Source organism: Mesorhizobium sp. M0018 (genome assembly GCF_040323955.1).
Classification (GTDB): domain Bacteria; phylum Pseudomonadota; class Alphaproteobacteria; order Rhizobiales; family Rhizobiaceae; genus Mesorhizobium.
The window spans coordinates 1-24,028 of sequence record NZ_JAMYVL010000026.1; the positions used below are offsets into that span (position 1 = coordinate 1).

Sequence of the window (24,028 nt, forward strand, 5' to 3'; positions counted from 1 at the left end):
CGAGCACAAGAAGGAGAGCCTGAGGGCCTTGGCCGCCTGAGCACCGTCATGTGTCCGCCGCTCCGCTAAACACGGGGGCTGCGCGGCGGACACGCCGACGTCACTGCAATGCCACGCCATTTTGCAGAACTTGACGCACACAACTACTGTCGCCCAATGCGAGGCGCGAGCGGATCGATAGCGGCGCTGCCGAGCCGATCGACGAAGCCTCGCCTCGAACGGCTTGTGCTTGCGTCGAGTCGTTCTCGAGGAAATCCACGCAGATAACCGCGACCGTGCATTCAAGTCATGAGCTTGGGCAGCGCTGCCGACAGTGCATCGACGGCAAGGCGGACTTTCATCGGCAGATGAGGCGTCTGCAACCACAGGGCATGAACGTCGTAGAGAAACCAGGATTGTTCCGACAACAGCGGGACAAGTACGCCGGCTTGAATGCGCTGGCGAACCAGCCAGTATGGCAGCCAAGCGAGCCCCATGCCGGCGGCCGCGGCATCGGCGATGGCATCGAGGTCGTCGAGCCGCAATCTGCTGACTGGCCTGACCTCAATCGCGGGGTGGCCATTGCGCGGAAACAGCCACGGCTGAACGGCACGCCCGGAACGGCGGTAGATGATCGCGTGACGGCTGCCAAGGTCATCTATTTCCTGCGGCTGGCCGTGCCGGTCGAGATAGGACGGCGACGCGCAGACGACCATGTGCTGGCGCGCGATGCGACGCGCCATCACCCCGGCCTGGTCCTCCAGGTCGCCCGTTCTAATGGCAAGATCGCAGCCGTCCTCGGCGAGGTCGGCGATGGCATCGCTGAACGACAGGTCAAGTTCCAGCGCCGGATATTGCTGCGCAAACCCGAACAGGATCGGGGCAACGCAGCGCCGGCCGAAATGCACCGGCATGAGGACACGCAGCTTTCCGCGCGGTTCGGCAAGCTGGTCGGCGGCGAGTGCATCCGCGGCCTCCGCTTCGGCAAGCACCAGCCGGCAGCGTTCATAATAGGCGCGCCCGAAATCGGTCAGGCTTTGGCGGCGCGTGGTCCGGTTGATGAGGCGCACGCTCAGGCGCTCCTCGAGAAACCGGACATGCTTGCCGACCATCGGCCCGGACAGATCGAGAGCCGCCGCCGCGGCTGCGAACGAGCCCAGGTCGACGGCTTTGACGAACACGGCCATGCTCGTAAGGCGATCCATATTCAAAACCCACAGTTTCTGCTGATCTACTCAAGCGGCTATTTATCCGCCTGATGAGCGCTGGCATAGCCGATTCAGTTCAAATATTTTGGAGTTGTGACCGATGGCACGTTTCGTTCGCTTTCATGAGCTCGGTGGTCCCGAGGTCCTGCGCATCGAGAATGTTGACACGCCTGCGCCCGCGAGCGGTGAGATTCAGATCCGCGTCAAGGCGTTGGGTATAAACCGCGCCGAGGCGCTGCTGCGTTCGGGGACCTACATCCAGACCGCGCCGTTGCCTTCCGGTCTTGGGCTCGAGGCCGCGGGTATCGTCGAGATGGTCGGCGAAGGCGTGGACGGGTTTGCGCCTGGCGATGCCGTCAGCATCGTGCCGCCATTGTCGATGATCCGCTGGCCTGCCTATGGTGAGATTGCCACATATCCCGCCGAGCTCGTCGTCAAGCATCCACCATCGCTGAGTTGGGAAGAAGCCGCCGCAGCGTGGATGCAATATCTCACCGCCTACGGTGCGCTGATCGACATTGCCAACCTCCAAAGCGAGGACTTTATTGTCATTACCGCGGCCTCGAGCAGCGTCGGACTTGCCGCGATCCAGATCGCCAACATGATTGGCGCGACCCCGATCGCGGTCACACGGACGTCCGCCAAGAAGCGGGCTTTGCTTGAGTTCGGCGCGGCCCACGTCATCGCCTCGGCAGAGGAGGACCTGGAAGCCAGGTTGAAGCGAATCGCCGGCCCGGACGGCGTGCGCGTGGTGTTCGATGCCGTCGGCGGCCCGATTTTCAAGCCTCTGACGGCAGCGATGGCACCGGGTGGCATTCTCATCGAATATGGCGGCTTGAGCCTCGACCCGACACCCTTTCCGCTACCTGCAGTGCTGGCAAAGACACTGACGCTGCGCGGTTATCTCGTCCATGAGATCGTGCGCGATCCGGTCCGGCTGCAGGCCGCGAAGGCGTTCATCCTTGACGGACTGAGCTCGGGTTCGCTGAAGCCGGCAATCGCCAGAACCTTTCCGTTCGACCAGATCGTCGAGGCGCACCGATATCTCGAATCGAACGAGCAATTCGGCAAGATCGTCGTGACCGTTTGACCGGGCATTCATCGGCCTCACGCCTGCGCCGCCAGCCAGTCCCGCACCTTGCGGGCGTTGTCGCTGAGTTCGCGGTTCTTCGACCAGATGACATGAAAGCCCTTGCCGGTCGTCATCGTGTGGCCGGTGACGCGCACCAGCAGCCCTGATGCCAGCAGCCGCTCGGCGAGGTGACCCCAGCCGAGCGCGATGCCTTGCCCTTCCATGACTGCCTGGATCACCAGCGCATAGTCGTTGATGCGCAAGCCGCGCCCGGCATCGGCGATGTCGACACCGGCCGAGGCGAACCATTCGTCCCAGCTCGCGGCCTCGCGAAACGGCTCTTCGAGATGGATGAGACGGTGCGATTGAAGGTCCGCGACACCCTCCGGCAGCCCGAACCGTGCCACATAACTAACACCGGCAACGGGGAATATCACCTCATCGGCCAGCGGCAGCGAATGATAATCCGGCCATTCCCTGGGCTCGCCGCCGCGGACGCCGAGCGGGATGTCTTCGGCGATGATGTCGAGATCGCGGTCGGCGGTCTGGATGCGCAGGTCGATGCCCGGCAATTCGTCGCGAAACTGCTGCAGGCGCGGCATCATCCAGAACGAGGCAAAGGCGGTCGAGGCGGCGAGTGTCACATGCGCGCCGACCGCGATCTGGCGCAGATCCTCCGCCGACTTGCGAATGTGCGACAGCCCGAGCGAGACGTCGGCATGGAAGCGGTCGCCAGCCTCGGTCAGGCTGACTTGCCGGTGGCGGCGCTGGAAGAGTTTGGCGCCGAGCTGCTCTTCGAGCCCACGGATCGCATAGGAGACGGCAGCCTGCGTCATGCCGAGCTCGCGCCCGGCGGCGGTAAAGCTCGACAGCCTCCCGGCAGCCTCGAAAACGATCAGGCTGCCGGCCGACGGCAGCAGGTGGCGCAAGCTTCGCATAAGCTGAGCTTATACAAGAGATCAGGATTTTCCAGCGTCACAGCCGCATTTTGTCTGGCTAGATTGGTCACCAACAGGAATATGGAGACTTCATGAACGCACCGGCCGTTGAAGTGAGCGAACACACCAACCGCCGCAGCGGCGGCCGCCTGGGGCGCAAGGCGCTGCGGGGCGCACCCATAGCGTCGTTTCCAACCCTGGTCCGCCAGATTCCCGTCTATCAGATGGTTCCGGACGAAGCGGTTGAGCTGATCCACCAGGAGTCGCTCTCCATCCTCGAAGAAGTCGGATGTGAGTTCCGCGACGACGAGGCGATCGCAATGTGGAAGGCGGCGGGCGCCGATGTCTCGGAGACAAGGGTCCGGATCGACCGCGCCCTGCTGATGGAGCTCATCTCGAAGGTCCCGTCGGAGTTCACGCTCAATGCGAGGAACCCCCAGCGTTCCGTACGTGTGGGTGGCAACAACTCCATCTTCGTGCCGATGTACGGAGCGCCTTACGTGCGCGACCTCGACAACAACAGGCGCTACGGCACACTCGCCGACCTCAACAATTTCCACAAGCTCGCCTACATGGCGCCGGCGCTGCACTCGTCGAGCTCGATCATCTGCGAGCCGATGGAAATCGCGGTGCCGAAACGTCACCTCCACATCATCCATTCGGCGCTGAAGCACTCCGACAAGCCGTTCATGGGCATCGTGACCTCCAGGGATCGAGCCGAAGACACGATGGCGATGGCAGGCATCGTGTTTGGCGAGGATTTTGTCCGCGACAACCCGGTCCTGGTGTCGATCACCAACTGCAATTCGCCGCTGGTGTGGGACGCCACCATGCTGGACGCGATGAAAGTCTACGCGCGCCACAACCAGCCGCTGATCCTCGCCCCCTTCGCCCTTTGCGGCGCCTCGACTTCGGCCTCTGCCGTCGGTGCCGTCGCGCAGGTCAATGCCGAAGCGCTGGCGGGCGTCGCGTTCACACAGCTCCTGCGTCCGGGTTCGCCGCAGATCTACGGACAGTTCATGGTGACGGTCGACATGAAGACCGGCGCTCCCATGGGCGGCACGCCGGAGGCGGCCCAGATGATGTATCTGATGGGCGCGCTGGCGCGGAAGTATCGTCTGCCGTGGCGCACGTCAGGTTTCCACGTCGGCTCGAAGCTGAACGACGCCCAGGCGGGCTACGAGGCGAACATGCTGATGCATGCCGCCATCCTTGCCGGCGCCAACTACATCTGGCACTCCGCCGGTTGGCTCGAGGCCGGCCTGACCTGCGGCTATTCGAAATTTGCCACCGACTGCGAGCAGCTTGTCGGCTGGTACAAATATGCTGGCGGGCTGCCATTCGACGATTTCAAGGAGGCGATGGCGGCTATCCGCGAGGTCGGACCGCAGGGCCATTTCCTCGGCACCCAGCACACGCTTGAACATTTCGAGTCCGCCTTCTTCATACCGAGCATCATGGACTTCAATTCGTTCGAACAGTGGAAGGCGGAAGGAGCAAAGGACCACGACACCCGCGGCCGCGAGAAAGCGCGCAACATGCTCGCCGATTATGAGGAGCCGAAGCTCGATGAGGGCATCGCCGAGGGTCTCAAAGATTTGATTGCGCGGCGCGAGGAGAAACTGCCGGACAGCGTTAGTTGATCACGGGCGAAGACCCGATGCGAACCATAAGGGAGGAAAAAATGACACTCTTCAGAAGCAACGCCGATCGCGTACCGAGCGCCATCGAAGCAATGGCCAGCGAGGCGCGCGCCGGTCGCGTCGACCGGCGGGAGTTTCTGGCCCTGGCAAGCGCCTTCGGCGCATCGACGGCCCTTGCCTACGGCATGATTGGACTTGCCGTGCCGGAGCGGGCTTTGGCTGAAGAGCCGAAGAAAGGCGGAACGCTGCACGTTTCGATGTCGGTGAAGGCGCAAAAGGACCCGCGCACCTACGACTGGGTGGAACTTGCGAACATTTCACGCTGCTGGCTCGAGCCGCTTGTCCGCTACACCCGCCAGTTTACATTCGAGCCGGTTCTGCTCGAAAGCTGGGAGGTCAACGACGACGCCACCGAATATGTGCTGCATGTTCGCAAGGGCATCGCCTGGAACAACGGCGATGCTTTCAACGCCGATGACGTGGCCTACAATCTGACGCGCTGGTGCGAGAAGGCTGCCGCCGGCAATTCGATGGCCGCGCGCGTCGGTGCGCTGATCGATGCAAAGACCGGCAAGGCCAGGGAAGGGGCGATCACCAAGGTCGACGACAACACGGTGAAGCTGAAGCTGAACGAGCCGGACGTCTCGCTGATCCCGAACTTCACCGACTATCCGGCGCTGGTGGTCCATCGCAACTTCGACGCCGACGGCGCCAATCCGATCGAGAAGCCGATTGGCACCGGGCCGTTCGAACTGGTGTCTTATGCGGTCGGCCAGAAAGCGGTCGTCAAGCGTCGTGAGAATGGCAAATGGTGGGGCGGTGAAGCGCTTCTCGACGGCGTCGAATTCATCGACTACGGAACCGATTTCAACGCCTCGATAAATGCATTCGACTCCGGCGAAATCGACCTCAACTTCGAGACGCCGGCCGACTTCATAGACATCCTCGACAAGATGGGGCTGGTCAAATCGGAGGTCGCGACAGCGACCACGCTCGTCGCCCGGACCAACATCACGAACAAGCCCTATGACGACAAGCGGGTTCGCAACGCCCTCCAGATGGCCGTCGACAACAAAGCGGTGCTCGAACTTGGCTACGCCGGGCGAGGCACTGTTGGTGAAAACCACCACGTCAGCCCGATTCATCCGGAATACTACGCGCTGCCCAAGAAGACACGCGACGCCGCGGGCGCCAGGAAGCTTATGGCCGATGCCGGGCAGGACGACTTCGAGCATGAACTGATCACCGTCGAGGACGATTGGCAAAAGAACACCGGCGACGCTATTGCCGGCCAGTTGCGCGATGCCGGGATCAAGGTGAAGCGCACCGTGCTGCCGGGGTCGACCTTCTGGAACGACTGGACGAAATACCCCTATTCGATGACCATCTGGTACATGCGCCCGCTTGGCGTACAGGTGTTGGCGCTCGGCTATCGCACCGGCGAGGCCTGGAACGAAACCGGCTACTCGAACCCTGATTTCGACGCCAAGCTCAAGCAGGCTCTTTCGCTCATCGACGTGGAAAAGCGCCGCGAGGTCATGAAGGACATCGAGCAGATCCTGCAGGATTCGGGCGTCATCATTCAGCCGTTTTGGCAGAAGCTGTTCAGCCACATGAATGAGAAGGTGAAGAACTACGGTGTCCACCAAACCTTCGAGATGGATCTCCAGGATGTCTGGCTGAACGCCTGAGTTGCCAGCAGACGAGACGTTGCAGGATTTCATGGACCGCAAGAAAGCCGACGGGCAAGATGCGTGGTACTGATAGCTTCCGTCAGTGAACAATCGGGGACACCCATGAAACTGCCACTTTTTGTTGCCGCGCTTTCGATGGCCGTGCCGGCGGCCGCGTTTGCCGGCCCTGCTGCCAACGCCGTGAAGTTCTTTTATGTCCCGTCGGTCAAATTCGAGGCCGATGCGCAATATCGCGACCGCTTCACCGCACCGGTGACGAAACTGTTCGAACTGAACGACAATGCCGCAAAGAACCATCCGGATGAAGTTCCCTGCATCGACTTCGCCCCTGGTCTCGATGCGCAGGACTATGACGAGAAGACCGTGGCCAAGACGCTGACGCTGGCCGAAACGCTGGATGGCGACAGCGCCGAGGTGACGGCGACGTTCAACCTTTTTCCGGAAGGCGATGGTTCCAAACGCGAAATGGTCTGGTCGTTGAAGAAGATCGACGGCCAGTGGAAGGTCGCCGACATTACCTCGAAGACCAGCGGCTGGACCCTGAGTGCGCTCGAATGCCTGGCCGGACAGTCGCCGGAGTGATGCCGTGCTTCGCTGCCGTCCCTGGATTTTGGCGACTGCGTGCCTGCTGGCCGGATTGAGCAGCGCCGCCGCTCAGGGCCTATTCGGCGCGCCGCCCGCAAACGCGCCGGCCGACAGTGCGGCACCTCCGCCGGCAGTTTTGCCGCCGGCAGAAAACGCGCCGGCCGCACCCGTGCAGCCGGGCTCGCCGACCGCGGTAGTGAAGCCGTTCTACGAGCATGCCGGGCTCGAGGTCGATCCGGCTCAGCGGGGCCATTTCACCGACCCGGCAAAGTCGGTGCTGGACAAGAGCGACGCGCTGCGGAAGTCGGGGCAGGGCGAGTGCCTCGATCCCAACATGGCGCTCGACAATTCCGAATACGAAAAGGCGGAGATCGACAAGAGCCTGAAGACCATCGAAGCGATCAAGGGCGACGAGGCCAAGGTCGTCGTCGCTTTTGTCGTCTACGGCAATCCGCACCGGCTGGAATGGAAGTTCAAAAAGATCGATGGCGACTGGAAGATATCGGACCTGCTCTCGGTGACCGGCGAATGGGCGCTAAGCCAATACCAGTGTGAGTGAGAACGGAACCGATGAAGATCACCAACATCCGCGTCACCCACGTCAACGTCCCGCTCGATGCTCCGTTCTGGTGGACGGCTGGTCTCTACGGCGGCGCCTCGAAATCGATCATCGAGGTCGAGACGGACGAAGGCGTGGTCGGACTGGGCGAGGCGCCATGGTGGCATTTCGGCGAGGTGATCAAGGCCGAGATCGCGCCGGCGCTGATTGGCGCCGATCCGCTCGACATCGCCGACTGCGAGGCGCGCTGCGTGCCGCCCTGGCAGATTACCGCCAACACCGGCGAGAATGCAGCCACGGTGGCGTTCGGCGCCGTCGAACTGGCGCTGTGGGATATAAGAGGCAAGGTCTTCGGCATGCCGCTCTACAAGCTGCTCGGCGGCGCGGTGCGCAAGGACATTCCGTTTTCGGAATATTTCGCCTTTCGCCCCGCTCACGGCGGAGCCGGCGGCGAGATGACCGCCGAAGCGATCGTCGACTACTGTCTCGGCATGCGAGAACAGCACGGCTCGACGATTTTCGAGGGCAAGCTGATCATGGGCGATCCCGAGCTCGAGATCAGGACAGTGCGCATGCTGCGCGAGGCGCTTGGCGATAAAGCGCAGATCAAACTCGATTCCAACATGCAGTGGTCGCTGACCACAGCGCGCTGGGTGCTGCGCGAGATCGAGCCGTTCAACATCCGCAACTACGAGGATCCGGTCGCGACCTTCGAGGAGATGGCTGCGCTGCGCCAGCATTCGCGCATTCCGTTCTCGACGCACATCCCGGATCTCAGACGGGCAGTCGCGCTCGGTGCGCCGGATTACTTCGTCTGCAATTTCGCAGCACTCGGCGGATTGTCGAAAACTCTGAAATTCATCGCCGCCTGTGAGGCGATGGGCAAGGGGTTCTGGTGCTATTCGAACGATCTCGGCATCATGACATCGGCTTATCTGCACGTCGTGGCGGCGACACCGTGGATCACCGAGGCGTCGCAGTCGTTGTTTCGCTGGCAGATCGGCGATGTCATCAAGGACGGTCCTTTTCGCCAGACGGGCAATACGGTGCGCGTGCCGGAGGGTGACGGGCTGGGCGTCGAACTCGATCCGGCGGCAATGAAACGCTGGTCAGCGCACTTTGCCGAACACGGGCCGATGCACCATTTCAGCGACCCGAACAGCCCCAGCCGCTACCGGCGGCTGCCGCTCAACTGATGCGAAGTGCACGTGACCGATCGATGAGAAGAGGTCCTGTCGTGGTTGCTTTATTCGCGGCGGTTTGCGTCCTGGCCTGCGCTGTCACCTGGGAGGCAGGAAGCCACGCGGTGGCCCGCGTGCCTCAGCAAAGCTTCACGCTGCCTGTGGGGTTACCGGTGGAGCGCATCGTTCTGAAGCGGGAGGGCGCGCCCGACCTTGCCGGTTGGGTGGCGGATCGGCAGGACAGTTGCGGAACAATCGTGCTGTTACACGGACGTGGTTCAAACAAGCTGGCCATGGTTCCAAGAGCGAAGCTGCTTTTCGAAAGCGGCTACTCGATCGTGCTGTTCGATCTGTCGGGACATGGCGAAAGCGGCGGCGATATCAGAGGCTTTGGTTACATCGAACGGCAGGACGCCAGCCGCATCCTCGCCTTTGCGCGGCAACGCTTCGCCGGTCGCAAGGTGGCGGCCATCGGCTCGTCGCTCGGTGCGGCTGCTTTTGTATTTGGCGCTCAGCAGGAGCATGCCGACGCCTATGTCCTGGAGCAGCTCTACGCGACTTTGCTGGAAACCACGGCGTTGCGAGCGCCCTTGCCTATGTTGCGCGACGTACAGGCGACCATCCTCTTGGCGCAGATGCAGCTCCGCCTTGGCTTCGGGGTAGATGATGTCAGGCCGGTCGATCGCATCGGCGCGATTGATCGGCCGATATTGCTGCTAGCAGGCAATTCGGATCCGTTTGTCGCTCGCAGCCAGACACTGGCGTTGAAAGATGCGGCAGGCGCTGACGCAAAGCTGGTCTGGTTCGACGGCGCGCGGCATGTTGATCTCTATCGCTATGACCAACAGCGGTACCGCGACGCGGTGATGCCTTTCCTGGAGACCAACCTGTGCCGGACCGGGATCAGGTGAGCCGCTCCGTCCGATCAGCCGCGCCCGCGATAGGGGGCGACGCCGGTGTCGGGCAGCCACACACCTTCCGGCGGCGCGCCGGTTTGCCAGAACACGTCGATCGGAATGCCACCGCGCGGATACCAGTAGCCGCCGATGCGCAACCACAATGGCTTGGTCGCGGCGATGATGCGGCGGCCGATCATGACGGTGCATTCTTCGTGGAAGGCGCCATGGTTGCGAAACGAGGTCATGAACAGCTTGAGCGACTTCGATTCCACCAGCAGCGCATCGGGTGCGTAGTCGATGACGATATGGGCGAAGTCCGGCTGGCCGGTGACCGGGCAGAGCGAAGTGAATTCCGGGCAGGTGAAGCGAACGATGGCCGGCGGGCCGTCGCCGCGCGAAAACGGCACGGTTTCCAGGACTGCCGCTTCAGGGCTCTGTGGCGCCTCGACGTTGGTGCCGAGCTGGGTGAGGTTTTTCGTATCGGTCATGAGCAGGTTCCTTGCTGCATGTCGCCCAAAACTGCGCAGCGATTTTGGGACAGCGACATGCGTAAAAACAAAATTTGCCGCTCATTAGCACAATTTGAAACAGCAGGAAGACGATGACCAGCAACGACCCGCTCCTCCAGCCCTATCAGCTCAAGCATCTGATGCTGAAGAACCGGGTGATGTCGACCAGCCATGAGCCGGCCTATTCCGAGGACGGCATGCCGAAGGAACGCTACCGGCTCTACCATGCCGAAAAGGCCAAGGGCGGCATGGCGCTGACCATGACCGCCGGTTCGGCGATCGTCTCGCGCGACAGCCCGGCCGCTTTTGGCAATCTGCATGTCTATGACGACCGCATCGTGCCGTGGCTCGCCGAGCTTACCGATGCCTGCCACGAGCACGATTGCAAGGTGATGATACAGATCACCCATCTCGGCCGCCGCACCGGTTGGAACAAGGCCGACTGGCTGCCCGTGCTGTCGGCTTCGCCGGTGCGCGAACCGGCCCATCGCGCCTTTCCCAAGACTATCGAGGACTGGGATATCGAGCGCATCGTAGCCGACTATGCGGCGGCCGCGCAGCGCTGCCAGGCTGCCGGCCTCGACGGCATCGAGTTCGAAGCCTACGGCCATCTGATGGACGGTTTCTGGTCGCCGGCCACCAACCAGCGCGACGACGATTTCGGCGGCTCGCTCGACAACCGGCTGCGCTTCACCGGAATGGTGCTCGACGCGGTGCGTGCCGCGGTCGGCGAAAAGTTCGTCGTCGGCATCCGCATGGTCGCCGACGAGGATTTCGAGAAAGGCCTGTCGAAACAGGAGGGCGTCGAAATCGCCAGGCGGCTGGCCGGCTCCGGCAAGGTCGATTTCCTCAACATCATCCGTGGCTCGATCGAGACCGATGCGGCGCTGACCAAGGTCATCCCGGTGACCGGCATGCGGTCGTCGCCGCATCTCGACTTTGCCGGCGAGATCAGGGCAGCGACGAAATTCCCGACCTTCCATGCGGCGCGGATTTCCGACGTCGCCACCGCGCGTCACGCCATCGCCACCGGCAAGCTGGACATGGTCGGCATGACGCGCGCCCACATTGCCGACCCGCATATCGTCAAAAAAGTGATGGAGGGCCGCGAGCACGAGATCCGCCCTTGCGTCGGCGCCACCTATTGCCTCGACCGCATCTATGAGGGCGGCGAGGCGCTGTGCATCCACAATGCGGCGACGGGCCGCGAGGCTGATATCCCCCATATTATTCCGAAAACCGAGGGACCGAAGCGGAAGGTGGTCGTCGTCGGTGCCGGCGCCGGCGGGCTGGAGGCGGCGCGCGTCGCCGCCGAGCGCGGGCACCAGGTGACGGTGCTGGAAGCATCGAGCCAGGCCGGCGGCCAGGTGCGGCTGGCAACGCAAAACCCGCGCCGCAAGGAATTGATCGGCATCATCGACTGGCGCCTGGCCGAACTCGACCGGCTGGGCGTCGAGATCCGCTACGACAAATGGGCGGAGACGGACGACGTGCTGGCGCTGTCGCCGGACGTGGTGGTGGTCGCCACCGGCGGCCTGCCGCAGAACCCGCCTCTGACGGCGGGCGACGATCTCGTCACCTCGAGCTGGGACATCATGGCCGGCAGCGTCAAGCCGGCCGAGAACGTGCTGCTCTATGACGACAATGGCGGCCATCAGGGCATGGGTGCCGCCGAACTGATCGCCAATAGCGGCGCCAGGCTGGAGCTGGTTTCACCAGAGCGCTTCTTCGCCCCGGAAATGGGCGGCATGAATCATGTGCCCTACATGCGCGCCTTCCAGGAAAAGGGTGTCACGGTGACCATCAACACACGGCTACGTTCTGTGCGGCGTGAAGGCAACCAGCTGATCGCCGAGCTCGCCTCCGACTTCGCCGATGGCTGGCGCGGCGAGCGGCGGGTCGACCAGGTGGTGGTCGAGCACGGCACGCTGCCGCTCGACGATCTCTACCTGGCGCTGAAGCCGCTGTCGAAGAACGCCGGCGCGATCGATTACGAAAAACTGATCAATGGCGGCGACATCTTTCCTGCGCGCAATCCGCAAGGCGGTTTCGTCGTCTTTCGCATCGGCGACGCGGTAGCTTCACGCAATATCCACGCTGCGATCTATGACGGCATCAGGTTCGGCTTGCGAATCTGAGGAATATTTTGGATTGATTGGTGGCGCGCAGCCGAACCTCCGTACGGAGAGCCACCACGGTACGTCGGTCCGGTCTGCGCGCCGCGCACGCCGCCGGCCATCGCCGGGCACCGTACGATCTTGCGATTGCGGCAGGACGTTCAAAACATCCTGGCGGTGGCCATGCAGAACACGGTGATGACCAGCAGGCCGCCGGCGATGCGTTCGCCCTTTGTCATCTTGGCGCGCAACTGGGTTTGCTTCGCCGCATCAGCGCCGGCCAACTGCCTGCTGGCGGAACCCACCAGCGCGCCCTGAACCCCGGCGGCGATTAACGCCGTCAAGATGCCGAGCGCCAAGACCTTCTCCATCGAGCCGAAAGAGCCGTTGTGGAAGAAATACCACAGCAGCAAGCCGGTGAGGAAAACCACGCCGGCTGCGCCCATTTGCGGCCGGAAGAAACGTTCCGCCCTGATCTCCGGTTCGCGCGCAACCGCGATAGTGGTGCCGGCCCAGAACACACCCGCCATGACGTGAAGGCCGAGGACGATGATGTAGACATATTGCATGACCGCATTTCCTCTCTTGCCCACCGTCAGGCATATTGATAGATATCAAATGATTAGATGTCAACGCATAAGCTCGAGCCGGTTCCATAGGCTTTGCCCTTGTTCTAGTGTCGGATCATGACGCCCTTTGACCGCCCGCCGATCGGGATGAATCTCGCGCGCACCGCCAAGCTGGTTGCGCAGGCTTTCGACGCTGCCTTGGTCGAGGCAGGCGGCACGCTGCCGGTCTGGGTCACGTTGCTGTCGGTCAAGTCGCGGGAGCTGGCCAATCAACGCGAGCTCGCCGGCATGATCGGCATCCGGGGCGCAACGCTGACCCACCACCTCAACGCTATGGAGACGCAAGGCCTGCTGATGCGCCGCCGCGATCCCGAGAACCGCCGGGTTCACCAGGTGGAGCTGACCCAAGCCGGAGAAGCGCTGTTCCTGAAATTGCGCACCGCCGCGTTAGCCTTCGACAAGCGGCTGCGGAAAGGACTGTCCGACGACAGGCTGGCAGAGTTTGCACAGGTGCTGGCCGCGTTGCGGGCCAATGTCAGTTGATACCGATTGGACCGCAACCCTTGTTCCAAGCCGTCTGCAATGTTATATGACCATGGTAGTCATATGCGAGGGTGGCAACATGCGCGAAATTCAGTTGAAAGACGCCAAGGCGACGCTTTCGGCAGTCGTCGATCAGGCAATTGCAGGAGAGCCTGCCATTATCACACGCCACGGTCGGAAGCAGGCCGTCATCCTGTCGTTCGAAGATTATCAGCGGCTGTCTCGGGTGCCGAGCTTCGGGCGGCTGCTGGCGGCTTTTCCCGGGGACAAGGACGACATTCCGCCTCGTTCCCGTAAGCCGGCTCGCAAGGTTGCGTTGTAGCGCGGCGACCAGCCCTGATGTTTCTGCTGGACACCAACATCATCTCGGCAATGGCTCCAGCCAGGAAGGTTGATCGGGCGGCGCTGATGGCATGGCTCGATATGGCGAGCGAATACCTGTTCCTATCCGTTGTGACTGCGTCCGAAATCGCGGCGGGGATAGCGAAGGCGGAGCGCGACGGCGCGACCACAAAGGCCGCGCTGCTACGCGACTGGTGGCAGGCAGTCGAGCACCTTTACGGGGCAAGGATTCTGCCCTTCGATTTGCGAGCCGCGCATGCCGCGGGTTCTATTCTTGATCGCGCAAGGGCTCATCGACCGGGATTTGAAGATATAGCGATTGCTGCTACGGCCGAGGTTCACGGCCTGGTGATACTGACGGATAACGAGCGTCATTTCGCACCACTTGGGGTGCCGATGCTCAATCCGCTGAGAAACCTGCCGCCATTGCAGTAGTTCCGACTTTCCTACGCCCGGCAGCCCTGCAGCACTGTCAGCCTGGCCTTCTTGGGCGTTCGCGCCACCAGCCATTCGCGCACGCTGTCCGGCGGCATCGGGAAAGCGATGGAATAGCCTTGCACCTGGTCGCAGCCGATCGCCATCAGCGAGTCGAGCTCGGCTTCGGTTTCGGCGCCCTCGGCGACGATCGAGATGCCGAGACCGCGGGCGAGCTCGGTGAGGGCACGCACGATCTTGGTGTTGCCGCTGTTCTCGTTGATGTTCTGGACGAAACGGCGGTCGATCTTGAGCCGATCGATCTCGTTTGGATTGACATGGCTGAGCGATGCGTAGCCGGTGCCGAAATCATCGAGCTCAAGATGGATGCCGGCGGCGCGAATGTGCCGCAGCTTTGCCGCGATACCGGTCTTCTCATCGTCGAGAATGACGGATTCGACGATCTCCAGTGATAGTTTGTGCGCTGGCAGGCCAGCCCTCTCCAGCATGTCGAACAGGAAGACTTCGAAATCTGTCTCGCGCAGCTCCGAGCCGGATACATTGACGGCGATCCGTCCGAAGGCGATGCCTGCGCGGTTCCATTCGGCTGCTTCGTTGATCGCCTTGGCAATGACGATGCGGCCGATCTCGGACATCAAGCCGCATTTTTCCGCGATCGGAATGAACTCGCCCGGCGCGATCATGCCGCGCTCGGCGTGTCTCCAGCGAACCAGAGCCTCGATGCCGCTGATGGCGCCGTTCGACAGCGACACCTGCGGCTGGAAATAGACTTCGAACGCCTTCTCGGAGATTGCGGTCCTGATGTCGAGCTCGAGCTGCTTGCGATAATCGAGTTCGCGTCTCAGCTCCTCGGAGAAGAACGACAAGCTGCCGCCGCCCTGCTTCTTGGCGGAATACAGCGCCAGATCGGCATGGACGAGCAGGTCCTGAGCATTGTCGGCATCGATCGGGTAGACCGCAATCCCGGCACTTACGCCCGGATGGATCGTCGTTCCCCGGAAAATGATCGGCTCATTGAGTTTGGCCAGCATGCGCCTGGCGACGATATCGATGTCCTCGGTGCTGCCGGCGTCGTTGAGGACCACAACGAATTCGTCGCCGCCGAGACGCACGTTGAGATCCGACGTACGGCACGAATCACGCATGCGCTGCGCAGCCGCCACCAGCACATAATCGCCGGCGGCGTGGCCGAACGTGTCGTTGATCTGCTTGAACCGGTCGAGATCGAACTGCACCACGGCAACCCGTTCACGCCGTCGCTGCGCAGCATTGATCAGCGTATCGAAATGCTCGGTCAAGAAGGTGCGGTTGTGCAGGCCGGTCAGCCCGTCATGCACGGCGATAAAGGCCATGGAATTGCGCGCATCGACCAGCTCGCGCGTCCTGCGCAGGATGGCATTCGACATTGGCCTGAAAATGAAAAGCGCCACCAGCACGATGACGCCGATGGTCGAGTAGAACAATGTGCGGTTAAGATCGAGAAGTGTTTCGGATCGCTGGTCTGCAAAGGCGCTGATGCGCTGGCCAAGTGCGGCATAGCCCGACAATGTTGCGTTGGCAACGGAAGCGTTCAGGTTGACGCGCTCCTCTCCGCCCTTGTAGCCACCATTGCCGGCCATGTTGAGCCGCGATTCGAATGACGAGATCAGGCGTTCGCCGTTGGCGATAAGCCCGACCGAGAAATAGTCGAGATGGTACGGCTTGGCGAAAAGTACGCTCTCGATCGATCTCGGATCGAACCTTGCCGGCGACGCCGGATCGGCGGCGGTCCGTTCGAGCAGCAGATCGTAGTTCTCCTCGAACTCCACCGTCGCTTGCTTGAGCGCGCTAACCAGGGCCGGCTGCTGGTCGCGTGAGGCGGTACCGGTGGCGCCGGCAAGGAAGACGATGCGCTGCGATAGGGCTTTTTGTGTGCTGACCACATCGAGCAGTGCCTGGTTGTGCTGCTGGGCCGCCATCATCTGCTGCAGCAGGATGAAGGAGGCCACGACCATGGCGGCGATGATCAGCAGAGCCAGCCAGTAGCCGGATTTGATCAGGAGTATGAGCCTGCCCGAAACGGCGTGCACCGGCTGCTGTGACATTTTCTGAGGCGGCCCTCTCGCCAACGAATTCTTGTGCGACAACCTTTGGCTTCAAAGTGTTAACAGGTTTGGGACGGCAGCATGCCGGCGGCGGCGACCGTGGCGAGAAACCCGCAAAGTGGTTATTGCAATCTTTCGCGGCGCCTCCGCATTTGAACATCGTGGCCTCTGCCGTGCCATTGCCGCCACCGAAGCGGTCGCTTTTGCGATGGATTTTTCGTCCGCGCGGCGCGACAGTCCTCATCGATCTCAACAGGGCCTGATCATGACCGAAGCATTCCTTTCCCACATCGACAGCGAGCTTGAAGGACTGAAATCGGCCGGCCTTTACAAATCCGAACGGGTGATAACCTCGACCCAATCGGCCGAGATCGAGGTCGGCGGCGAGAAGGTGCTGAATTTCTGCGCCAACAATTATCTCGGCCTCGCCGACAGCGCCGAACTGCGCGAGGTGGCCAAGCAGGCGCTCGACCGGTACGGCTACGGCATGGCATCGGTGCGCTTCATCTGCGGCACGCAGGAAGAACACAAGCAGCTCGAGGCGACCATTTCTGACTTCCTCGGCATGGAGGACACCATCCTCTACGGCTCCTGCTTCGACGCCAATGGCGGCCTGTTCGAGACGCTGCTCGGCGAGGAGGATGCGGTCATCTCCGATGCGCTGAACCACGCCTCGATCATCGACGGGGTACGGCTGTCGAAGGCAAAGCGCTTCCGCTACGCCAACAACGACATGGCCGATCTGGAAGCGCGGTTGAAAGAGGCGCGCGACTGTCGGTTCCGGCTGATCGCCACCGACGGCGTGTTCTCGATGGATGGCATCATCGCCAATCTGAAAGGCGCCTGCGACCTCGCCGACAAATACGATGCGATGGTCATGGTCGACGACAGCCATGCTGTTGGCTTCGTCGGCAGGAACGGCCGTGGCTCGGCCGAACATTGCGGCGTCGAGGGCAGGGTGGACATCATCACCGGTACGCTGGGCAAGGCATTGGGTGGCGCGTCCGGCGGCTACACGTCGGGCAGGAAGCAGGTGGTCGACTGGCTGCGCCAGCGCTCGCGCCCCTATCTGTTTTCCAACACGCTGATGCCGGCGATCGCTGGCGCTTCGATCCGGGTTTTCGAGATGATCCGCAATGGCGATGCGTTGCGCCAGCGCCTATATGCCAATGCGGCGCGGTTTCGCTCCGAGATGGGCAAGCTCGGTTTTACTCTGGCCGGCGCCGACCATCCGATCATCCCGGTGATGCTGGGCGACGCGACGCTGGCGCAGGAAGTGGCGGCGCGGATGCTGAAGCGCGGCATCTATGTCATCGGCTTCTCGTTCCCGGTGGTGCCGAAGGGCCAGGCGCGCATCCGCACGCAGATGTCGGCCGCCCATTCCGGCGCCGACATCGAACGCGCGGTTGAGGCGTTCGCCGCAGTCGGTCGCGAACTCGGCGTGATTTCCTGAGCGGCCGGATCAAGAGATTCAAGCGACTAAGGTTCTGGGGACAAAAGAATGTCGAACATGATGAAGGCGCTGGTCAAGGCCAAGGCCGAGCCGGGCATCTGGATGGAAGAAGTGCCGGTGCCGGAAATCGGTCCGAACGACGTGCTGATCAAGATCAGGAAGACGGCGATCTGCGGCACCGACGTACACATCTACAATTGGGACAAGTGGGCGCAAAAGACCGTGCCGGTGCCGATGGTAACCGGTCACGAGTTTGTCGGCACCGTCGCCGATTTCGGCACGGCGGTGACCGAGTACAAACTCGGCCAGCGGGTTTCCGGAGAAGGCCATATCGTCTGCGGCCATTGCCGCAACTGCCGGGCGGGCAGGGGGCATCTGTGCCGCAACACGCTCGGCGTCGGCGTCAACCGGCCGGGCGCCTTTGGCGAATACCTTGCGATCCCGCAGCACAATGTCGTGCCCATCCCCGACGATGTGCCGGACGAGATCGCGGCAATCTTCGATCCTTTGGGCAATGCGGTTCACACCGCATTGTCCTTTGATCTCGTCGGCGAGGACGTGCTGGTCACCGGCGCCGGGCCGATCGGCATCATGGGTGCACTGGTGGCGCAGTGCGTTGGCGCGCGAAAAGTGGTCATCACCGACATCAACCCGGTGCGCCTGGCACTGGCGAAAAAGCTCGGCGTCCAGCATGTCGTCGATGCGTCGAAGGAAAAGCTGCGCGACGTGATGCCGGCGCTCGGCATGACCGAGGGTTTTGACGTCGGCCTTGAAATGTCGGGCGCCGCACCTGCCTTCCGCGACATGATCGACACCATGAACAATGGCGGCAAGATCGCCATTCTCGGCATCGCGCCGACCGGCTTCGAGATCGACTGGAACAAGGTCATCTTCAAGATGCTGCATCTGAAAGGCATCTACGGCCGCGAGATGTTCGAGACCTGGTACAAGATGATCGCGCTGGTGCAGGGTCCTCTCGACGTCAGCGGCCTGATCACCCACCGCATCGGCATCGACGACTATATTTCCGGCTTCGAAGCGATGAAGAGCGGCAATTCCGGCAAGGTGGTGATGGATTGGTGAGGCATATAGCGGTGCAAGATGGCGGATAGTGAGCACGGTCGCATCATTGCCTCGCAGGCAAAGATCGGACTGAAGCCCGCCGGATTTCAACGCAAAGGGAAGTCTCGAATCTGGATCGCCGATCGCGGCTTCTGGCTAAGTGTAGTCGAGTTCCAGCCCAGCTCTTGGTCCAAAGGCACTTACCTTAACGTAGCAGTCCACTGGCTCTGGGGTTCGCTCCCTGAAACAGTAACCTTCGATCGTCCTCAGCGCATTGGACAGTTCGTTCCGTTCGAGAGCCCGGCACAGTTTCTGCTCGCGGTTGATCAAATGGCCAAGAAGGCCGTCGAAATCGATCGGGTTCACCGATCAATGTTCCCTTCCGTGCAGGCGACAGCGACAATCCTCGTGAATGAATTGCAGCCGGGCGCCTACGGCGAGTGGGCGGCCTTCCACGCCGGGGTGGCGGCCGGTTTGGCTGGTGATTTTGAAACGGCAAGGCGGCTGTTTGAAAGCGCTCAGAGACATGCGGCTTCGCAGGCGCAGCTTCTCTTGGGCTACATCGATGATCCGATAGCATTTCGAAGCCGTGTCAGAGGCTTCATTGTAGCCGAACGCGCCTACTACGGTCTAGGAGCGTTACCTGCCGCAATAGCGATCTGATTTCTACGACGGTCAAACCCATGGAGGATTTCAACCCACTGTGAGTTTTGCCTCCAGCGCCGCTACCCCACTGACAATCGCCGCCCGCTCTTCCGCACCAAGCCTCTCCAGCAGCTCCCGCTCGAACTCCTTCGCCAGCGGCACCATTTCGCGATAGGCGGCAAGCCCCGCTTTGGTCAGCGTCAGATGCTCGACGCGACGGTCTTTCTCGTCTGGCGTGCGGGTCAGCCAGCGGCGCCGCTCGAGTTCGGCGACCGCGCGCGAAACCTTGGTCTTGTGCATGGCCGATTGCTCGCCGAGCGCCGTCGCCGTCATCGTGCCGTGCTGTCCAAGTCCCGCAAGCGTGCGCCATTCGGGCCGGGTCAGGCCGTGGCGGTCCTTGTATATCCTTGAGAATTCGCGGCTGACGGCATCGGCAAGCCGATAGAGCCGGTAAGGCAGGAAGGATTCCAGCTCGAGAATTTCCATGGTTGGCCCTGACTGGGCATGCTGGCGGCTCATGCCGAAATCACCGTTGATGGTTACATTTTCAATGGTTACAAATGAAACCGGTATGGTCAACTCGGAGCATCTTTGCGGATGCGCAAACGATGCTCCGAGACCATGAATTCGGGAGGATTCCATGGCCTATTCCTACATGCCGGGTTTCGGCAACGACTTCGAGACCGAGACTCTGCCGGGCTCGCTGCCGCAAGGGCGAAACTCGCCGCAGCGGCCGGCCTACGGCCTCTATGCCGAGCAGCTTTCGGGCTCTCCTTTCACCGCGCCGCGCGGCACCAATGAGCGCTCCTGGCTTTATCGGATAAGGCCGAGCGTCAGGCACACCGGTCGCTTCAAAGCGGCGAATTATCCGCTTTGGAAAAGCGCGCCGAACGTCGGCGACCATCAGCTCGCACTCGGCCAGTATCGCTGGAGCCCCGTGCCGATGCCGAAGGAACCGACCGATTTCATCGCCGGCATGCGCTCGATCACCACCGCCGGCGACGTGCTCGGCCAGACCGGCATGGCGGCACACGTCTATGTCGCCAATCGCTCGATGGTCGACGATCATTTCTTCAACGCCGACGGCGAGTTGCTGGTCGTGCCCCAGGCTGGAGCCTTGCGCTTCGTCACCGAGATGGGTGTTATCGAACTCAGGCCGGGCGAGATTGCCGTGCTGCCGCGCGGCCTGGTGTTCAAGGTCGAACTGGTCGATCCGCAAGTGCGCGGCTATGTCTGCGAAAATTACGGCGCCAAGCTGACGCTGCCGGATCGCGGCCCGATCGGCGCCAATTGCCTGGCCAATCCGCGCGATTTCAAGACGCCCTGCGCCTGGTTCGAGGACAAGGACACGCCCTGTCGGCTGATCGCGAAATGGTGTGGCCAGTTCCATGTCACCGAAATCGACCATTCGCCGCTGGATGTAGTGGCGTGGCACGGCAATTATTCGCCCTACAAATATGATCTTGCGACCTTTTCGCCGGTCGGCGCAATCCTGTTCGACCACCCCGATCCGTCGATCTTCACCGTGCTGACCGCGCCGAGCGGCGAGGAAGGCACCGCCAATATCGATTTCGTCATCTTCCCGCCGCGCTGGCTTGTGGCGGAAAACACTTTCCGCCCGCCCTGGTATCACCGCAACATCATGAGCGAGTTCATGGGCCTGATTCATGGTCAGTACGATGCCAAGGAAGAGGGCTTCGTGCCCGGCGGCATCAGCCTGCACAACATGATGCTGGCTCACGGACCCGATGCGTCTGGCTTCGAAAAAGCCTCGCGAGCGGAGCTGAAACCGGTCAAGCTCGACAACACCATGGCCTTCATGTTCGAGACACGCTTTCCGCAGATGGTGACCCGCTATGGCGCCGAGCTCGAAACCCGGCAGGACAATTACATCGACTGCTGGGCCGGCCTGAAGAAGCGCTTCAACGGCACGCCAGAGGGCGACTGGTCTTGAGCGCCGTCGCGTGACGGATCGTCTGGTGCTTCTGGGTTCGAAGGGTGGCCCGGCGCTGCGACCCGGCGGCCCGTGGCCGAGTTCGTCGCTGCTGGAGATTGGCGGCCGCACCATCGTCGTCGATTGCGGGCTGGGCGTAACGCGCGGGCTGACCGATGCCGGCATCAGCCTGAAGGCGCTCGACCTGATCTTCATCACGCATTTGCACTCCGACCATGTTCTGGAACTCGGACCTCTCATCCACACCGCCTGGACCGCCGGCCTGGCGGCGCCCGTCACTTTGTTCGGCCCGCCCGGCATCGGCCATTATTGGCAGCGCTTTTGCCAGGCGATGGAGTTCGACATCGAGATCCGCATCGCCGATGAAGGCAGGCCGGATCTCCGCGACCTGGTCTCGATCGTCGAATTTGGTGAAGGCCAGGTGGCCGCAGAGCGCGGTCTCAAAATATCGGCGCTGCGTGTCGACCACCCGCCGGTGACGGACTGCTTTGCGCTGCGCTTCGATCATGCGGGGCAAGGCATCGTCTTTTCGTCGGATACGGCGTTCTTTCCGCCATTGGCGGATTTCGCCGAGGGCGCCGACATTCTGGTCCACGAGGCCATGCTGGAAGAAGGCATCGAGCGGCTGGTCGCGAAGACCGGCAACGGCGCAAGGCTGAGGGAACACCTGCTTGCCAGCCATAGCTTTGCCGAAGAGGCGGGCCGCATTGCTAGTGATGCCAAAGTCAAAAGGCTAGTCGTCAACCACCTCATTCCGGCCGACGATCCCGAGATCGGCGAGGCCGACTGGATTGCCGCCGTCAGGAAAACATGGGCCGGCGACTTGACGATCGCCCGCGACGGCCTTGTTGTGGGGCTTGGGGAGTGAAGATGGCCAACGACAAGCTTTCGGAAGAGGTGCGAAAATCCGAGGAGACATCCTGGGCGCAGCTCTCCTTGTTTCTCGACAGGGTGGAAGACCTGCCGTCTTTCGTCCGGTTCCTCGATGCGCTGCGAAACGACCGTGAGGACGCCGACCGTAAGGAGGCGTTGCGGTCGGCAGGACCTGACATCAGCTGGAATGGCTGGGAAAACAATTCGTTAGCCACTTTTCTTGAGTCGGCTGTCGCTTGGGCCGTCACCTGGAGCAAAGACAGTCGGCGCGGCGACCCGGCGTTTCTAGCGGATGAAAATCCTTGGAAAGCCGCGGCCAGAATTATCTATGCCGGCAAATACTACGAATAAACGCATAGGGAGGACGCATGAAGCTTGCCACATTGAAGGACGGGACGCGCGATGGAAAGCTCGTCGTCGTCTCGCGCGACCTGACGCGGTTTACCGACGCTTCGTTCCTGGTGCGGACGCTGCAGGCCGCACTCGACGACTGGCATCGCATCGCGCCGCATCTCGCTGCCATGGCCGAATCGCTTGAGAATAATGCGGTGCCGTCTGTCCGCTTTCACGAGCATGACGCCCATTCGCCGCTGCCGCGCGCCTATCAATGGGCCGACGGCTCGGCCTATGTGAACCATGTCGAGCTGGTGCGAAAGGCGCGCGGCGTCGAGATGCCGCCAAGCTTCTGGACCGACCCGCTGATCTACCAGGGCGGCTCAGACTCCTTTCTCGCACCGCGCGACCCGATCCGGATGGCCGACGAGGCCTTGGGCATCGATATGGAAGGAGAGGTCGCCGTCATCGTCGACGATGTGTCGATAGGCGCAAGCCTCGATGAGGCGCGGGCGGCGATCCGGCTCGTCATGCTGGTCAACGATGTAACGCTGCGCGGCCTGACCGGACCCGAGCTCGCCAAGGGGTTCGGCTTCTACCAGTCGAAACCGTCATCGGCCTTTTCGCCGGTTGCGGTGACGCCGGACGAGCTGGGCGATGCCTGGGACGGCGGCAAGGTCAGCCTGCCGCTGCTGGTCGATCTCAACGGCAAACCGTTCGGCCGGGCGAACGCCGGCATCGACATGACCTTCGACTTTCCGGCGCTGATTGTTCACGCCGCAAAAACGCGGCCGCTGGCCGCCGGCACCATTATCGGTTCGGGCACCGTCTCCAACAAGCTCGACGGCGGGCCGGGCAAGCCTGTCTCGGCGGGCGGTGCCGGCTATTCCTGCGTCGCCGAGCTGCGTATGATCGAGACCATCGAAACCGGCGGACCGAAAACGCCGTTCCTGCGCTTTGGTGATAGCGTGCGCATCGAGATGAAGGACAGGGGCGGGCATTCGATCTTCGGCGCCATCGAGCAGAAGGTCGAGAAGTACGAGGGGGCAAGAGAATGACGGGCGAGACATTCTATCTGCTGTGCGGTGTCTGGGCCCTTGTCATGCTGGCGATCTTCATCCTGGCGATCCGGCTGAGCTATCGCATCGAGGCGCGCTCGCCCGGCCTGACCAACCGCAGCGGCTTTCCGCGCAAGGCGATGATGTTCCACACCGTCACCAACACGAATGTCGCGCTGGACCAGGAAACGCAAGCCATGCGGCGGCGCATGATCGGGCTGCTGCTGACTGTTTTGGCTGGGTTTGCGCTTCTATGGGCGGGTGTGTCGCTATTCCGGGTCGCGCCGTGAAGT

General features: G+C 62.1%; 25 protein-coding genes. 19 read left to right on the forward strand and 6 right to left on the reverse strand.

The features are described 5' to 3' along the window. Positions 1–281: 281 nt before the first annotated feature. Positions 282–1,184, reverse strand: coding sequence for a LysR family transcriptional regulator (locus NKJ81_RS27400; RefSeq protein ID WP_352542338.1), 903 nt, complete (start codon positions 1,182–1,184; stop codon positions 282–284). A 103-nt stretch (positions 1,185–1,287) separates the two neighbouring features. On the opposite strand from NKJ81_RS27400, the gene NKJ81_RS27405 reads away from it, so the two are divergent. Further along, positions 1,288–2,277, forward strand: coding sequence for a zinc-dependent alcohol dehydrogenase family protein (locus tag NKJ81_RS27405; RefSeq protein ID WP_352542339.1), 990 nt, complete (start codon positions 1,288–1,290; stop codon positions 2,275–2,277). Between the two features lie 17 nt (positions 2,278–2,294). On the opposite strand, the gene NKJ81_RS27410 is transcribed toward NKJ81_RS27405, so the two are convergent. Continuing rightward, on the reverse strand, positions 2,295–3,197 hold the full coding sequence (locus tag NKJ81_RS27410) for a LysR substrate-binding domain-containing protein (protein WP_352542340.1): 903 nt from the start codon (positions 3,195–3,197) through the stop codon (positions 2,295–2,297). A gap of 92 nt (positions 3,198–3,289) precedes the next feature. Between NKJ81_RS27410 and NKJ81_RS27415 the strand changes: the two genes are divergently transcribed. The 6 genes from NKJ81_RS27415 to NKJ81_RS27440 all read left to right on the forward strand — a co-directional run bounded on the left by NKJ81_RS27415 (position 3,290) and on the right by NKJ81_RS27440 (position 9,770). Next, positions 3,290–4,840 (forward strand): trimethylamine methyltransferase family protein, encoded by a 1,551-nt coding sequence (locus NKJ81_RS27415; protein ID WP_352542341.1) that lies wholly within the window; start codon positions 3,290–3,292, stop codon positions 4,838–4,840. A gap of 41 nt (positions 4,841–4,881) precedes the next feature. Further along, positions 4,882–6,531 (forward strand): ABC transporter substrate-binding protein, encoded by a 1,650-nt coding sequence (locus NKJ81_RS27420; protein WP_352542342.1) that lies wholly within the window; start codon positions 4,882–4,884, stop codon positions 6,529–6,531. Positions 6,532–6,636: 105 nt separating this feature from the next. Continuing rightward, positions 6,637–7,116 (forward strand): DUF3828 domain-containing protein, encoded by a 480-nt coding sequence (locus NKJ81_RS27425; RefSeq protein WP_352542343.1) that lies wholly within the window; start codon positions 6,637–6,639, stop codon positions 7,114–7,116. A gap of 4 nt (positions 7,117–7,120) precedes the next feature. Beyond that, on the forward strand, positions 7,121–7,678 hold the full coding sequence (locus NKJ81_RS27430) for a hypothetical protein (RefSeq protein WP_352542344.1): 558 nt from the start codon (positions 7,121–7,123) through the stop codon (positions 7,676–7,678). Between the two features lie 11 nt (positions 7,679–7,689). Then, the gene (locus tag NKJ81_RS27435) at positions 7,690–8,874 is read left to right on the forward strand and encodes a mandelate racemase/muconate lactonizing enzyme family protein (RefSeq protein ID WP_352542345.1); all 1,185 of its coding nucleotides are present in this window, start codon (positions 7,690–7,692) and stop codon (positions 8,872–8,874) included. Positions 8,875–8,897: 23 nt separating this feature from the next. Further along, the gene (locus NKJ81_RS27440; protein ID WP_352542346.1) at positions 8,898–9,770 is read left to right on the forward strand and encodes an alpha/beta hydrolase; all 873 of its coding nucleotides are present in this window, start codon (positions 8,898–8,900) and stop codon (positions 9,768–9,770) included. Between the two features lie 14 nt (positions 9,771–9,784). Here NKJ81_RS27440 and queF read toward each other — a convergent pair whose 3' ends face one another. After that, the gene (gene queF / locus NKJ81_RS27445; protein WP_023674394.1) at positions 9,785–10,246 is read right to left on the reverse strand and encodes a preQ(1) synthase; all 462 of its coding nucleotides are present in this window, start codon (positions 10,244–10,246) and stop codon (positions 9,785–9,787) included. Positions 10,247–10,359: 113 nt separating this feature from the next. On the opposite strand from queF, the gene NKJ81_RS27450 reads away from it, so the two are divergent. Continuing rightward, on the forward strand, positions 10,360–12,405 hold the full coding sequence (locus NKJ81_RS27450) for an oxidoreductase (protein ID WP_352473628.1): 2,046 nt from the start codon (positions 10,360–10,362) through the stop codon (positions 12,403–12,405). Between the two features lie 140 nt (positions 12,406–12,545). Here NKJ81_RS27450 and NKJ81_RS27455 read toward each other — a convergent pair whose 3' ends face one another. Then, a complete protein-coding gene (locus tag NKJ81_RS27455; protein WP_023674396.1) occupies positions 12,546–12,953 on the reverse strand; it encodes a hypothetical protein in 408 nt (135 codons plus the stop codon). Between the two features lie 117 nt (positions 12,954–13,070). Between NKJ81_RS27455 and NKJ81_RS27460 the strand changes: the two genes are divergently transcribed. The 3 genes from NKJ81_RS27460 to NKJ81_RS27470 all read left to right on the forward strand — a co-directional run bounded on the left by NKJ81_RS27460 (position 13,071) and on the right by NKJ81_RS27470 (position 14,273). Further along, the gene (locus NKJ81_RS27460) at positions 13,071–13,496 is read left to right on the forward strand and encodes a MarR family winged helix-turn-helix transcriptional regulator (RefSeq protein ID WP_352542347.1); all 426 of its coding nucleotides are present in this window, start codon (positions 13,071–13,073) and stop codon (positions 13,494–13,496) included. Positions 13,497–13,575: 79 nt separating this feature from the next. Beyond that, the gene (locus tag NKJ81_RS27465; RefSeq protein ID WP_352542390.1) at positions 13,576–13,818 is read left to right on the forward strand and encodes a type II toxin-antitoxin system Phd/YefM family antitoxin; all 243 of its coding nucleotides are present in this window, start codon (positions 13,576–13,578) and stop codon (positions 13,816–13,818) included. Positions 13,819–13,835: 17 nt separating this feature from the next. Continuing rightward, positions 13,836–14,273 carry a type II toxin-antitoxin system VapC family toxin gene (locus tag NKJ81_RS27470; protein ID WP_352473630.1) on the forward strand — a complete coding sequence of 146 codons (438 nt, stop codon included), beginning with the start codon at positions 13,836–13,838 and terminating at the stop codon, positions 14,271–14,273. A gap of 11 nt (positions 14,274–14,284) precedes the next feature. Here the strand turns inward: NKJ81_RS27470 and NKJ81_RS27475 are convergent, their stop codons facing one another. Then, positions 14,285–16,357: a putative bifunctional diguanylate cyclase/phosphodiesterase gene (locus tag NKJ81_RS27475; RefSeq protein WP_352542348.1), complete on the reverse strand. Its 2,073-nt coding sequence runs from the start codon at positions 16,355–16,357 to the stop codon at positions 14,285–14,287. Between the two features lie 265 nt (positions 16,358–16,622). Between NKJ81_RS27475 and NKJ81_RS27480 the strand changes: the two genes are divergently transcribed. Genes NKJ81_RS27480 through NKJ81_RS27490 form a run of 3 tightly spaced genes read left to right on the forward strand, consistent with a single transcriptional unit; the run spans position 16,623 to position 19,535 of the window. After that, positions 16,623–17,810 carry a glycine C-acetyltransferase gene (locus NKJ81_RS27480; RefSeq protein WP_352542349.1) on the forward strand — a complete coding sequence of 396 codons (1,188 nt, stop codon included), beginning with the start codon at positions 16,623–16,625 and terminating at the stop codon, positions 17,808–17,810. Positions 17,811–17,858: 48 nt separating this feature from the next. Continuing rightward, positions 17,859–18,893 carry an L-threonine 3-dehydrogenase gene (gene tdh, locus NKJ81_RS27485; protein WP_352473633.1) on the forward strand — a complete coding sequence of 345 codons (1,035 nt, stop codon included), beginning with the start codon at positions 17,859–17,861 and terminating at the stop codon, positions 18,891–18,893. An 18-nt stretch (positions 18,894–18,911) separates the two neighbouring features. Further along, positions 18,912–19,535, forward strand: a complete 624-nt coding sequence (locus NKJ81_RS27490; RefSeq protein WP_352473634.1) for a DUF4304 domain-containing protein — start codon at positions 18,912–18,914, stop codon at positions 19,533–19,535. Positions 19,536–19,565: 30 nt separating this feature from the next. Here the strand turns inward: NKJ81_RS27490 and NKJ81_RS27495 are convergent, their stop codons facing one another. After that, positions 19,566–20,003 (reverse strand): MarR family winged helix-turn-helix transcriptional regulator, encoded by a 438-nt coding sequence (locus NKJ81_RS27495; RefSeq protein WP_352473669.1) that lies wholly within the window; start codon positions 20,001–20,003, stop codon positions 19,566–19,568. A 154-nt stretch (positions 20,004–20,157) separates the two neighbouring features. Here NKJ81_RS27495 and hmgA point away from each other — a divergent pair, with 154 nt between their 5' ends. Genes hmgA through NKJ81_RS27520 form a run of 5 tightly spaced genes read left to right on the forward strand, consistent with a single transcriptional unit; the run spans position 20,158 to position 24,025 of the window. Continuing rightward, positions 20,158–21,471: a homogentisate 1,2-dioxygenase gene (gene hmgA / locus NKJ81_RS27500; RefSeq protein WP_352542350.1), complete on the forward strand. Its 1,314-nt coding sequence runs from the start codon at positions 20,158–20,160 to the stop codon at positions 21,469–21,471. A gap of 10 nt (positions 21,472–21,481) precedes the next feature. Further along, positions 21,482–22,339 (forward strand): MBL fold metallo-hydrolase, encoded by an 858-nt coding sequence (locus NKJ81_RS27505; RefSeq protein WP_352542351.1) that lies wholly within the window; start codon positions 21,482–21,484, stop codon positions 22,337–22,339. A 2-nt stretch (positions 22,340–22,341) separates the two neighbouring features. After that, positions 22,342–22,695, forward strand: a complete 354-nt coding sequence (locus NKJ81_RS27510; RefSeq protein WP_352542352.1) for a DUF7660 family protein — start codon at positions 22,342–22,344, stop codon at positions 22,693–22,695. Positions 22,696–22,712: 17 nt separating this feature from the next. Further along, the gene (locus NKJ81_RS27515) at positions 22,713–23,735 is read left to right on the forward strand and encodes a fumarylacetoacetate hydrolase family protein (protein WP_352542353.1); all 1,023 of its coding nucleotides are present in this window, start codon (positions 22,713–22,715) and stop codon (positions 23,733–23,735) included. Further along, positions 23,732–24,025, forward strand: a complete 294-nt coding sequence (locus NKJ81_RS27520) for a hypothetical protein (RefSeq protein WP_352542354.1) — start codon at positions 23,732–23,734, stop codon at positions 24,023–24,025. The genes NKJ81_RS27515 and NKJ81_RS27520 overlap by 4 nt, the downstream gene beginning before the upstream one ends. The last annotated feature ends 3 nt before the right edge of the window (positions 24,026–24,028 follow it).